Source organism: Clostridioides sp. ES-S-0049-02 (assembly GCF_020658465.1).
Lineage (GTDB): Bacteria > Bacillota > Clostridia > Peptostreptococcales > Peptostreptococcaceae > Clostridioides.
In genome coordinates this window covers 150,372-163,598 of the sequence record NZ_JACVWG010000005.1, presented here as the reverse complement: position 1 = coordinate 163,598, position 13,227 = coordinate 150,372, and the positions used below count along the sequence as shown (strand labels likewise).

9 protein-coding genes are annotated in these 13,227 nt (G+C 28.9%); 6 read left to right on the top strand and 3 right to left on the bottom strand.

Translation table 11 applies throughout. The features are described from left to right. Positions 1 to 297: 297 nt before the first annotated feature. Complete coding sequence (locus IC213_RS13125) at positions 298 to 1,077, bottom strand: hypothetical protein (RefSeq protein WP_227834749.1); 780 nt, start codon at positions 1,075 to 1,077, stop codon at positions 298 to 300. Next, entirely contained in the window at positions 1,055 to 1,552 is a 498-nt protein-coding gene (locus IC213_RS13120; protein WP_227433496.1) for an RNA polymerase sigma factor, read from the bottom strand. The genes IC213_RS13125 and IC213_RS13120 overlap by 23 nt, the downstream gene beginning before the upstream one ends. A 300-nt stretch (positions 1,553 to 1,852) precedes the next feature. On the opposite strand from IC213_RS13120, the gene IC213_RS13115 reads away from it, so the two are divergent. The 6 genes from IC213_RS13115 to IC213_RS13090 all read left to right on the top strand — a co-directional run bounded on the left by IC213_RS13115 (position 1,853) and on the right by IC213_RS13090 (position 9,265). Further along, positions 1,853 to 2,323, top strand: a complete 471-nt coding sequence (locus IC213_RS13115; RefSeq protein ID WP_227863148.1) for a hypothetical protein — start codon at positions 1,853 to 1,855, stop codon at positions 2,321 to 2,323. A 415-nt stretch (positions 2,324 to 2,738) separates the two neighbouring features. After that, positions 2,739 to 3,746 (top strand): nuclear transport factor 2 family protein, encoded by a 1,008-nt coding sequence (locus IC213_RS13110; RefSeq protein ID WP_227483027.1) that lies wholly within the window; start codon positions 2,739 to 2,741, stop codon positions 3,744 to 3,746. 50 nt (positions 3,747 to 3,796) lie between these two features. Continuing rightward, positions 3,797 to 5,095, top strand: coding sequence for an ester cyclase (locus tag IC213_RS13105; RefSeq protein WP_255613352.1), 1,299 nt, complete (start codon positions 3,797 to 3,799; stop codon positions 5,093 to 5,095). Between the two features lie 137 nt (positions 5,096 to 5,232). Beyond that, positions 5,233 to 6,507, top strand: a complete 1,275-nt coding sequence (locus IC213_RS13100) for an MFS transporter (RefSeq protein WP_227831302.1) — start codon at positions 5,233 to 5,235, stop codon at positions 6,505 to 6,507. Positions 6,508 to 6,547: 40 nt separating this feature from the next. Further along, positions 6,548 to 8,146: a sodium:solute symporter gene (locus IC213_RS13095; RefSeq protein ID WP_227824700.1), complete on the top strand. Its 1,599-nt coding sequence runs from the start codon at positions 6,548 to 6,550 to the stop codon at positions 8,144 to 8,146. 96 nt (positions 8,147 to 8,242) lie between these two features. Then, positions 8,243 to 9,265, top strand: coding sequence for a LacI family DNA-binding transcriptional regulator (locus IC213_RS13090; protein ID WP_227483025.1), 1,023 nt, complete (start codon positions 8,243 to 8,245; stop codon positions 9,263 to 9,265). A gap of 140 nt (positions 9,266 to 9,405) precedes the next feature. On the opposite strand, the gene IC213_RS13085 is transcribed toward IC213_RS13090, so the two are convergent. Then, entirely contained in the window at positions 9,406 to 12,732 is a 3,327-nt protein-coding gene (locus IC213_RS13085) for a cell wall-binding repeat-containing protein (protein ID WP_227824701.1), read from the bottom strand. Positions 12,733 to 13,227: the final 495 nt, after the last annotated feature.

The window sequence follows — 13,227 nt, the reverse complement described above, 5'->3', positions numbered from 1 at the left end:
CTAATTTTTTAGGATTATTGTATATTTATTATGTACTTGTAATGAATATTTATATGAGTATTTTATGATAAAGTTAAAGCCCTTAAAATTCAAAATAGATGGTTTTTAAGGGCTTTTTTAGTAGTATTATTTAGCTAGAATTTGTATAGCAGTTAAATAGTTAAAATCTGATATATAAATTCTAAAAAAAATATTAATATAAAAGAGATGGTTATGTTTACTAATAAATAAATTAAAGTAACAAATAATAGACTCATAAATAATTCAATTGTTAGATATGTTTTATGTTACTTATCTTTATTTTGTATCTATTACTTCATGAGCCATTTCTACTAAATTATTCATAGATAAATCTGAGTCCTGAACTATAAATGAGTAATAAACTCCATTTTGTTTCCAGCTCAAATATTTATATTCATTAACTTCCACATCACCTGACCACTCACTAAATACATATTTACCTGATTTTTCATCAAGTTTATCCTGTTCTGTCATTTTATAACCTTCTGGTACATACTTTTGCTTGAATTCCTCATAAGAAATATTTACATCTTTGTATGTATCTACAACTTTTATATTCTCAGAATCTTTTCCAAGTACATTATTTGATGTTTTAAGAGATATTTCATCATTACCATTTTCATAGGTAAAATCAAGTGCTTTTAATTCGCCTAAAATGTTATCTTCCTTATCAAGCCCTTTTTCATTTATAGTATAAGCTCCTTTAAATTTATATCCATTACTAAATTCAGAAACTATATTAGGGGCAAATTTAAAGTCTTTTTTTACTTGTTCTGTAGTTGGGATAGATGTATAGGTAGCCCTAGCACTTGATTTTCCAATTATACTAGATATCTCTCCTGTAGCAAGAACTGTTGTACCCAAAAGTAGAGTAACAGCAAAAGTTGCAATTAATCCTTTTTTGAATGATAAATTAAATGGTAATTTATGTTTTTTATTATTAATCATTTTATAATTTTCCCCTCTTTCTGGTAGACTATTTAATGTTTTATTTAATCTATTATGAAAGCTTTCTGGAGCTTTCGGAAATGAATTATTTAATTTGTTTTTGTTCATACATTACCTCCACATTTTCTAATTTAGTTTTTAATAATTTTCTACCTCTTGATAATCTGCTTTTTACAGTTCCTTGAGGTATATCTAATATTTCTTTAATCTCATCTATTGAATATCCCTCGATATAATAAAGAACTATTGGAATCTTAATTTTTTTAGATAAACCTTGAATAGCAATATATAAATCACTGTAATCATCATCTTCTTCTACTTTTTTGTTCTTGAGAATTTCTTCAAAGGGTAGAAGATTAAACTGTTTACGTCTTAATGAATTACATTCATTTATGACTATTCTAATCAACCAAGTCTTAAAATATTGTTGTTCTTTTAGTGAGTCTAATTTTTCATATGCCTTTAAAATAGCATTGTTGACAGCATCCTCACAATCTTGGTCATTTCCTAAAATAGACTTAGATATGCGATACAAAGTCTGTTCTGACTCAAGAATATTATTAATAAATGTAGTTTTATCCAATTGTACTCCTACCTTTCTATGCAAATCGTAGCGCTACTTTTTTGCCTTACACTTATTAGATAAAATTTTACTATAAATGGTTCACTTTTTTTAAATAATTATTTTATTAGTAGGAGTATCCCTAATTTTTTTCATTTTGAAAATAGAAAATAAAAGAAATTGAAGAAAATACAAAGGTACCTTAAAAATAGTGTTGACAAAATTATAAGGTACCTTTATAATTAAAAATAGATAAGGTACCTTAATAAAACTGAAAAAATAAATTAATAGAAAAAATCGAGTTAATTAGGAGGAGTTAATATGAATTATTACAAAGATAAAAGAGAAGGATTTAGAGGATATGGAGGTCCTCATAGACATCCATGGAATCATGTATGTGAAGGGTGCAAAATATTTGAAATGATGTGTCATGAAGGATTTGGACCAAGAGGATACGAAGGAGGTCATGGCAATAGAGAATATAGAGGTCATGAAGGATTTGCACCAAGTGGTCATGAAAGAACTTACAGAGAATTTAAAGAAAATGAAGAATTTGATGCTAAAAATTATCAAGAAAACAATGAATATCAGAAATGTGGAAGATTTGAAAACCAAAATGTAGATGAAAAAATAGTGTCTGAAAATAAATCAGATACTGAGAAAAATAATATAAAAGAATATGAAAAAATTTATGAATCTAAAACAGTAACTGATGAACAAGTAGAAGAGGTTAATAAAAATAATACTAAAGAAGAAATTAAAGGTGAAAAAAAAGATACTGATAAAAAATAGGGTTAGAAATTCAATAAATAAACAATTAAATTAAAGGTTAAAAAATAAATATCAGAATACAAATAAAAACATATTATTGACTAAATCAAAAAGGTGATAGCTTTAAAAAGACTGTCACCTTTATTTTTTTATAGTTGTTTATTGGTGCAAGTATTTCAATAAATATGGGAGATAAAGATTAGTTTTATTAGGAATGATTAAAAACATATAAATTTGAGTAGATATAAGTTACAATTTACATTTTTATGATAACATTTTCTTTACAATTTTTTAGATATATGTTAATATTTAGAAAAATGCATATGTATTCATAAAATAGCCTTAAAATAGATAAAAAGGCTATAAAAAAGAAAACGTATGCAATAACAAGTCAATAAAGTTAGATTATACTTTATAAATTTGGGAGGATATAATCATGGGAAAATATCAAGAATCAAAAAGAGTTGTAAGAAATTACTTTGAAGCATTAGAAAATGCCAATGGAGATGAAATTAAAAAAATTTTAAAACAGCACATGAAGTCAGATTATGACTGGAGAGGCGTATATCCATTTCGTGAACAAAAAGGAGTTGAAAATGTAGCAGATATATTTTGGAAGCCTTTAAAGCATTCATTGAGTAATATGCAAAGACGACAAGATATCTTCATTGCAGGTACTAATGAAATTGATAATAGTGAGTGGGTAATGAGTATGGGTCATTTTATGGGACTTTTTGATAATGATTGGCTTGGGATTAAGCATACTCGCAAGATGATTAGCTTAAGATATGCGGAATTTAACTGTGTGAAGGATGGTAGAATTTCCAAAACTGGATTATTTGTAGATATAATTGGATTTATGATTCAGGCAGGTGTCAATCCATTGCCACCACAAACAGGTTCATATTTTGTATATCCAGGACCAATTGACCATAATGGATTACTTTTTGAAGATGCAGATGAAGTAGAGGGGGTTAAGACTTTAGCATTAGTCAATAAAATGGTAGATGATTTGTCTGAACTAAATGACAGTGGTTCTATGGGATGCCCACCAGAGATACTTGAAAAATCATGGGCTAAAGATATGATTTGGTATGGACCAGGGGGGATTGGAGCTTCTTATACTATACCTAGATATCAAGAACAACATCAATTGCCATTTAGAAATAATTTAAAAGGAAAGACTTTTAATGGACATGTATGTAGATTCGCAGAAGGTAATTTTGCTTGTTTCTTTGGATGGCCTAACTTAAGCAATATCCCATGTGGAGGATTTTTAGGATTGCCAGGTGGAGAGGTTAAGGCAGATATGCAAGTCGTTGATGTTTACTATCGTAAAGGAGATAAACTTAAAGAAAATTGGGTGTTGATTGATATTCCATACTGGTTAAAACAACAAGGTCTTGATATTCTTGAAAGAACTAAAAGTATTTTTAATGTTTAATTTTTAATAATTAATTTTGAATACGTATTCAAGGAAGGAGATAATGTAAATTGAAGTATATTGATAAAAATGATGTAAGAGAAAAAGATAAAGAAAAAGCAAAAGCAAAAGAAGTTGATATAAATGAGATTAAATTAAGTAATGTTGGAGTAAATAAAGCTAATAATGTTGAAGTAAATAAAGCTAATATAGATAAAATCAATGAGAATAATACTATTAAAAAAGCTGAAGAAATTACATTGAAGGGAGAAACAAATATGGAGTCTACAAAAATTTACTATGGAGATTCACTAGAAGTAACACCTGTTGGAGTAATGGATTATAATGATTTTTCAAATCAAACAAAAAGGGAGCAGAAGTTACCTGGATTTGATTCCAAATATAGAGATTTTGTAGACTATATTATGAAAATTACACATAATATTTGGGAAGAAAAAGGTATTGGAGTTATTTATGATACATATCACAATAATGTAACAATGCACTGTGGTTCTTCTAATTTAGTTGGTATAAAAGATGTTATCTCAAATACTCTTCAAACTTTACATGCGTTTCCAGATAGAAGGCTGATTGGTCAAAATGTAATATGGTCTAATTTTGGTGCTGATGGTTTTTTGTCTTCTCATCGTGTTTTGTCGACAGCAACTAATTTAGGTGACAGTAATTTTGCTCCAGCAACTGGAAAAAAGATAAATTTTAGAACTGTAATTGATTGTGCTACTACGAATAATAGAATCCATGAAGAATGGCTAGTTAGAGATAATCTATGGATTGTTACTCAGTTAGGATTAAATCCTCAAGAAGTGGCAAAAAATATGGCAAAGGCAAGTGCATCTAAAGTATTGAGTTTACAATCAACTTATGGTATTTGTGAGTCTATGGATGGTCAATTTATGCCAGCAAAGTATCAAGCTAAAGATGATTCTGTTGGTGAAATGATGCTTGAGATGACAAGTCGTATTTACAATTATAAATATATAAATGAAGTTAAAAAGTACTATCACGATAATGCAGTAGTACATTTCATATGTGATAAAGATTTAAATGGGTATGATGAGATTCAAGGAATGATTGTAAGTTTACTTGCTTCAATTCCAAATGGCAGTTATGAAGTAGAAAGAGTAACTTGTAATCAAAAGGAAAAAAATGAAGGATATGATGTATCTGTGAGATGGAGACTGCGTGGAATAAATGAAGGCATTGGATTTTTTGGACAACCTTCTGGTAAGCATGTAGAGGTAATGGGAATTAATCATTATCATGTACTACAAGGTAAGGTAAAGGAAGAATGGATGACTTTTGATGGTATGGATGTTTTGAAGCAGATGTACATGGGTGTAGAAGAGTAAGATAGTTTAGAGTATAAATATTTTTAGAAATTATATAATAAGTATTCTTGTTATATAATTTAAGCAAGAAATATGTATGAAAAGTAAAAATTTAAAGTTTTAGCAATAGTATGCTTAATAGTAAGGGAGGGGTAATTATGAATAATATGAAAACAACAGATGTGATAGAAAATGATATTATACTAGGAAAAGATTATTCAAATCTAAAAAGGGGAATTGCATTTTTTTCGATTGCTTTAATATACTTTTTCTATTGCTATAACTTTATGGTAGGTACCTTTATTAAACCAACAATGATTTATACTTTGGCAGAAGGTGGATTTGGGTTTTCATTAAAACAGACAGAAGAAATATTTGCTGTCATGTCCTTTGGTACAATTCCAGGTACATTCATTTTTGGAGTAATTTCTACAAAGCTTGGTAAAAAGAAAACTTTAATTAGTGTAGCTTTATTAATTGGGTTGACGACTTTTATTCCAATGTTATCTCCTACAAATATTATATTGTGGAAAATTGCACGTTTATGCACAGGGGTAGTATTGGGTGGTGTATTTGGAACAGCTATGCCTCTAGTTGCAGATATGTTTCCAAGCAAATATCGTGGTAAGTTAGCTGCTGTATTAACTGCATTATTTTCACTAGCTATGATTTTTGGTGGGAAAGTGTATGGATTTTTAGGTGATGCAAATTGGCAAATATTAATGTATACTGCGATTATACCACCTATAGTTGGAGCTATTTTGGCATTTTTCTTTGTACCAGATGATTCAGAGTATACAAGAGAATTAGTTAAAAAAGGAAAAGAAACAGGTGAAAAAATTAGCTATGTAAGTATGTATAAGGGGAAATATTTGTGGATTGGACTAGGAACAATTATTTTATCAGGTGCTAACTTCACAGCATACTCAGCATTTTCAAACAATGCAACTACATATTTGGTAACAGGGATAGGAATGACAGCAGCAGTAGCAGGTTCTATATATAGTTTACAAGGAATTGGGCAATTAGTAGGATATTTATTTTGGGGTTCAATAGCAGATAAATTTGGAAGAAAAGTACCTTTTATAGGGATGGCATTAGCAGCAGTATTTGTATTTATATATACAAAACTAGGAGGAAATAATACAACAGCATTTTATATGATATCAGTATTATTAGGAATTGCTGTTGGATATTCTGGAGCATGGGGAGCATACTATACAGAATTATTCCCAAGTAAATATCGTTCATTGTCCTCTGGAATGTCATTTAATGGAGGAAGAATTATATCTACATTTGCAATTCCTGCAATAGCTGGTACAGCTTCTGGTGCTTTAGGTATGACAACTATTTTTTATATATCAACAGCAGTATTTTTAGCAGGTGCTATTGTATGGCTGTTCTTACCAGAAACATTAAACAAGAAAGAGTAGAATTCTAAGAACTATTTTGTTGGTTAGAAAGGGGTGGCTTATGATTTCAGTAATCGATGTGTGTATTATAGTAGGATATTTGCTGTTAATGTTGGTTATTGGTTATTATTCAGGAAAAGATAATAAAAATCAAGAAGATTATTTCTTAGCAGGTAGGTCAATGCCATGGATTCCAATAGCTTTGTCAGTTGCTGCTACTATGATTAGTGCTAATGGATTTATAGGGGGGCCTGGATGGGCATATATGGATGGAATGTATCCAGTAATGGTTAACATTACAGTCCCTTTAGCAATATTTTTTGCACTGAGCATTACCACCCCAGTTATTTATAGATTAAAAATAACATCTGTATATGAATATATGGGACTTCGTTTAGGCAATTATTCAAGGGGCTTAACTATTATTCAATTTTTTATCAATTCATTGATTCAAGCGAGTTCTATGGTGTATATACCAGTACTTATTATTCAAATAATCACTGGTTGGTCACTTTATATTTTGGTTCCAATAGTTGTATGTGTAGCAATTATATATACACTACTAGGGGGAATTAAAGCAGTTATATGGACTGATAGTATTCAAATGTTAGTAGTAATAGGTGCTGTATTTATAGTAAGTATGACAGCACTAAAAGGAATGAATCTTGGCTTTTTTGATACATTGCAAATTGCACAACAGAGTGGTAAATTAAATACATTTGATTTTAATATGGATGTTTCAATTACAAATACTTTTTGGGCTACTCTGATTGGCGGAACTGTAATGTGGATAAGATATTTTTGCTTTGACCAATCTCAAGTTCAAAGAGTTTTGACATCTAAATCTTTAAAAGGAGCCAAAAATTCTTTTGTAGTTAGTGCATTTGTTATGAATTTAGCTTACTATTTTATGTTATTAGTAGGAGTGATTTTATTTGTTTATTATAAGGGAAGAACATTTGAAACTTCAAATGAAATAATGATTACTTTTATTTTGAATGAACTTCCAGTAGGGGCAATTGGAATTATTATTGCTGGTGTATTTGCAGCGGCTATGTCTAGTATTGACTCTATATTAAATAGTATGACAACTGTTTTTACAAAGGATATTTATGAGTTTTATTTTAAAAAAGATAATGAGGAATCGTCATTAAAAGTCACGATGATTATAACAATGATTATAGGTATTGTTATGACATGTTTTATTATTATGGGATTTGGAGGAAGCATCAAATCAATTCTTGACCTTGTTGGTAACTATATTTCATATTTTGCTGGTCCAGCTACAGGTGCATTTATATTGGCTATGTTTACATACAAAGCTCATGATAAAGGGGTATCTATTGGTTTTGTCATAGGATTAGTTTTAGGATTTTTTATTTCTAATAAATATAATGTGAGTTGGTTGTGGAATCCAGCAATAGGTGCTACAATAACATTAATATTTGGATATATTTTTAGTATCATTTTAAAGGATAATCATAATATAGAAGATATTAAAAAATATACTGTATTTGGTATGAGAAAAGAACTTATTTCACAAGGAATAGATAAAGTAGATGGAGTGTCTGTATTGCCATTTTCTTTAGGTAAACAAGAGTTAATTGTGTTAGTTTTTTTCGTTGTCCAATATATAATCTTATTTTTAATACAATTTTAATGAGAAATGCAAGATGTTTAATAAGAAGTAAAGGGCGTTAAAAAGAAATGCAAGATGTTTAAAAAGAAATACAAGATGTTTAAGGAGAAATACTAAATGAATCAAAAGAAAGTTCATTATAATAAATCGGCTACTTCAAAAGATGTTGCAAAATTAGCAGGAGTATCGCAGTCATCAGTTTCAAGGGCATTTGGTAGTGCAAATGGAAAAGGTGTAAAACCTGAAGTAAGAGAAAAAATTTTCCGTGTAGCAGATGAAATTGGATATGTTCCCAATTTAGTTGCAAGAGGAATGATTAGTGGCAAAACAAATGTTATAGGATTGATAGTTGGTGATAATCTAGGTCCGTTTTACAACAGAATTATTAACTTATTCGTGGAAAAGATTCAAGAAATAGGTAAACAGTGTCTTGTTTTTAAGGTTCCTAGACAAGAAAGAATAGATAATATAATTTCAAGAGTAATTCAGTTTCAAGTGGAAGCTGTGATTATTACAGCTTCAGCTATGAATAAGGTAATGGCTGAGACATGTGAAGAAAATAATATTCCTGTGATTCTTTTTAATCGTTTTATACCAGGTATAAAAATAAGTACAGTTTATGTAGACCCAATTGAAGGTGGAGGAATGGCTGCTGAATACCTAATTGATAGGGGACATAAAAATATAGGATACATTCAATTTACAAGAGAAACAAGTGAGGAAATGGAAAAGAAAATTGGATTTTATTCTAAATTAAGACAAAACGGAATTCACAATCTTAAAGAAGAATCTGCAAATTATGATTATGATTCTGGATATGAAGCTGGAAAGAGAATGTTAGCATTATCAAATCCTCCAACAGCAATTTTTTGTACAAGTGATTTGATAGCTATGGGTGTAATGGATGCCGCAAGATTTGAGTATAAATTGAAGATACCAGAGGATTTATCAGTAATGGGATATGATGATATTCAGATGGCTTCATGGAAAAGTTATAGTTTAACAACGATTAGACAACCATTAGACTTATTAATTGGAAAAACGATTAATATACTTAAAATCTTATTAGAAGAAGATGATTGTGAGCCAGTAGTTGAAATGCTTAAGCCTGAATTAATTAAAAGAGATTCTACCATTTAGGATAAAATTATATTAAAGATATACTAATAATACTGTATAAACAAGAAAAGTATTCTTCAAATTCAAAATGAAGAATACTTTCTTGAATACTTGTGATTAATTTAGTAAACCTATATTTATAGTATATTTTTTTATTTATATTATTTGTTTAATAAAAGTCTCAATTTATTAAGTACAGATAATTTTATGCCACCACCTACTTGATATACTTTTTCTGAGTTTTTTTTATCTAATATATTTTCTTGCTCTTTATTTAAACTACTTGTGGCTATTACAACTGGCATATTTTCCTTTGATGCAAATGGACCTACTGATAAAGCATCAATCAGATTATTTTCCTTAGCTAATATCACCCCATTTATGCTATTATCTTTATAGAAATGTTCAATAACACGGGCATTAGTTTCTTGTCTGTCATTTCCAGCAATTCTATTTTTTGATACATCATTTGAAGTTACATTATTAATTTGTTCTATAGCTTTTTGAGAGATTTTAGTTTCCCCACCTATAAAGTAAGAAGTTTTTATTTTTTTAGATTTAATATAATCATATGTATCTTTATCTAAACCATCTTTTTGTGTAAGTATTATAGGAGAGTTATTTTTTCCTGCTACTGATGAAATAGAGAGTGCATCAGCTTCTCCATCTCCAGCACTTACATATATTGTATCAATATTGTTATTACCAGACATTTCTTTAGCTATATTTAAAGACGTTTCATATCTTGATTTCCCACCTATTCTTTTTACATTCATAGATTTATTAACACCTTTTAGTTGGTTAACAACTGAATTGGATATTGAAGCTTCACCACCTACAACTATTACATTAGATGCTTTTAATCTTTTAATTTCATCCATTGTTGATTTATCTACATTATTTCCATTAGAAAGTAACATTGGTGCATTTTTTGTATTTGCAAGTGGAGTAGACGATAATCCATCTACTAAGTGCTTATCAGTACCGTTTACAAGTATTACAGTATTTGAAGTTTTCCAGCCTTCTTTAGATACTTTTACTGCTGTTTCGAATCTGTCATCTCCAGTCATTTTTTTAGATTTTACATTAGTGTCTAGATTATCCCATAAATTTACTCTATCCTCAGGAGCTACATACATACCATCATTCTTTGTTATATTATACGTTTTATAGAATTCTTCGAAATTTGATAAGACACGATTTACTCTTAAAGTATTTGGACTATGCTCATCTCCTGTAGAGTTCTTTGCATATTCTTTTGTGTATAATCTAGTATATGACTTTGCATAACTCTTGAAGAACTTATCATAATTTGGATTTTCCATCTTTGATAAAATTCCCAAGGCTGCTCCTACACCACCTATATCTGCAATATTTTCACCTAAACTTATCTTACCATTTGCTTTTACACCTGGAGCTATTTCCCATCCATCATAGAAATTAACTACATCATTACAACGTTCTTGAAATTCTCTGTAATCATCCTTAGTCCACCAATCATGTTCTTTCCCACTTGAATCATATTTGGCTCCACTGTTGTCAAATGCATGAGAAATTTCATGACCTATTATTGCACCTATTGCACCTAGATTTTCTTCTCTTGATGCATTTGGGTCATATAAAGGTGCTTGTAAAATACCTGCTGGGAAAGTCATTGCATTATCATACATTCCATACACTGCATTTACAGTAAATGTTGCTAAATTAAATCTATCTTTTGGTACTACCTTACCTGTATCTTCAGCATCCTTTTTTAGACGTGCAAGTTTAAAAGCAGTTATATTATCAAAATAATTTCCACCATTTTCTTTACCTTTAATGTCTACATTTTCTGTATCAGATTCCCATTTATCAGGATAGCCAACTACAAATGTCATTTTATCAAGTTTTTTTATAGCTTCTTTTTTGGTAGATTTACTCATCCAGTCAAGTTTTTTAATTCTTTCTTTATATAATTCTACAAAAGATTTAATCATATCTTCAATATCTTTCTTTGATTTTTCAGGAAAATATTTCTCTACAAATAATTTTCCAAGATATGAATTGAACCTTTCTGATGTTAATACTGATGCATCTTTTTCAGTTATTTTACTTTGTGAAGCATCTGCACCAGGATTAAAATTTTCAGCCCAAACATTTAGATATTTTTGGTCTAAAAATTGCGCATTTTCTTCAGAAAGTTTTATTTTAAAAAGTGTTTTTAAAACTTCTAAATTATTATTAGTATATGCCTTATTAAATAGTTCTAAATCTTTTGGATTCATTAGCTTGATTTCTTTAGGAAGATTAGTATATCCAGCAGCAGTAAGCATTTTAGACAACTCTAAGTTTGGAATTTTTTCTTCCATCTCTTTTAAAGTCATCCTCTTATCAATATTTTCTTCACCTCCAGATACTTTTTTTACAAAGTTTATATACTCATCAACATGCTTACTAGCTTGTGCTTCACTTTCTCCACTTAAAATTAACAGTTTTTTAAAAAATGTTTTACTATTTTCTATTACTTCATCATTTGAATAGGAGCTAAATAAATGTGTATCAGCTATTGTTCCTATATATAAAGCATATTTTGCTTCACCTACATTGTCTTGCATTAAAGAAAGAGTAATCAAACCACCAGTTCCTATTTCTTCAAGTGATTTTTTTTGAATATCGCTAAGTTCTTTTACATTCTTTGCTTTATCTATAGCATCAAGATATTTTTTTATTGGTTTATTTCCAAGTTCATTTCTGCTTTTCATGTCTAGTATATTAAGATAGAAATCTTTAATCTTTTGCTCTTCACTACCTTTTTTATGATTCCCTTCTACTATCTTTTTAATAATAGCATTAATTTTTTTTGTGTTCTCATTTTCAATATCAACATAACCACCAGATACTGCTTCGTCACTTGGAAGCTTTGATTCTTCCAAAGACTTTTTATTTACAAAATTATAAAAATCATCTTTTGGATTGCTACCTTTAAATGCCCAGATACGTCTAACCATAGTATCAACTTCTCCTACAGTCATAACATCACTACCATGAAGTTTTTTGTCTTTAGTGTTAACCATAACTCCACCCTTTATTAAGTTATCTATATGAGACTTAGCAGAAACAGGGATATCTGTAAAACTTACATTTTTATCTGCCACTCTTTCATTTTGACCTTTTGGAGCTGATAAAGTTCCAAAAGCTCTACTTATCATGATAAGACCATCTAGTCTATTAACTTTTTGATTTTCTTTCTTTTCGTATCCAGACAGGATTTTCTTTTTATCTATATTAGAATTATATGATTTAGCTGATTGTAAAAGAAAATCAGCTAGTTGACTATATGTAGTACTACTAGTTTTAATTTCTTTTCTACTTTTAGATTGTGTTGTTTTTTCTGACTTTTCTATATTAGTATTACCTTGAGCAGTTTCTTGTGCCTGAGCAACTCCTGTAACTAGTGTAGTCATAACCATTCCTGTAGATATAATTCTTGCATTTAATTTTTTATTCATGATATTTCCCCCTTTTTATATGTATTATTTATGTGTTTAACATTTAAAATTTACTTTTTATTAGTGTCTTATATATTAGTCTATTGGTATTTATATACAAAACAATATCATAGTAATGTTAATCTTATGTTTACAGGAAGATAGCATTTATTATTAAGCATATAAATAAAAAGAGACAATCTATAAATGATTCTTAAAATCAGATAAGAGATTGTCATGTTTACATTAAGAGATTATCATATTTACATAAGGATAAAGTTGTGTAGTTTTAATATACAAAAATCTAATTGCTATAGATGTAACTGATAAAGACAAATCACAAATATAGGATTTTGAAGAAAGGATAGAGTAGTCAGAGGCTATAAAATTAATGAAGAGGCTGTAGGTAAATTTGTTTTTACACAAATCTATCTACAGCCTCAAGACATATCATCTTAAAGTATTTTGGTACATTTTAAATATTGAAATTCTTTTTAAGATTAATTATTAATTTTA

Excerpts from the sequence above, each read along its gene's own strand:
- IC213_RS13125 (WP_227834749.1), bottom strand. The coding sequence starts at position 1,077 with ATGAACAAAAACAAATTAAATAATTCATTTCCGAAAGCTCCAGAAAGC.
- IC213_RS13115 (WP_227863148.1), top strand. The coding sequence starts at position 1,853 with ATGAATTATTACAAAGATAAAAGAGAAGGATTTAGAGGATATGGAGGT.
- IC213_RS13110 (WP_227483027.1), top strand. The coding sequence starts at position 2,739 with ATGGGAAAATATCAAGAATCAAAAAGAGTTGTAAGAAATTACTTTGAA.
- IC213_RS13100 (WP_227831302.1), top strand. The coding sequence starts at position 5,233 with ATGAATAATATGAAAACAACAGATGTGATAGAAAATGATATTATACTA.
- IC213_RS13095 (WP_227824700.1), top strand. The coding sequence starts at position 6,548 with ATGATTTCAGTAATCGATGTGTGTATTATAGTAGGATATTTGCTGTTA.
- IC213_RS13090 (WP_227483025.1), top strand. The coding sequence starts at position 8,243 with ATGAATCAAAAGAAAGTTCATTATAATAAATCGGCTACTTCAAAAGAT.
- IC213_RS13085 (WP_227824701.1), bottom strand. The coding sequence starts at position 12,732 with ATGAATAAAAAATTAAATGCAAGAATTATATCTACAGGAATGGTTATG.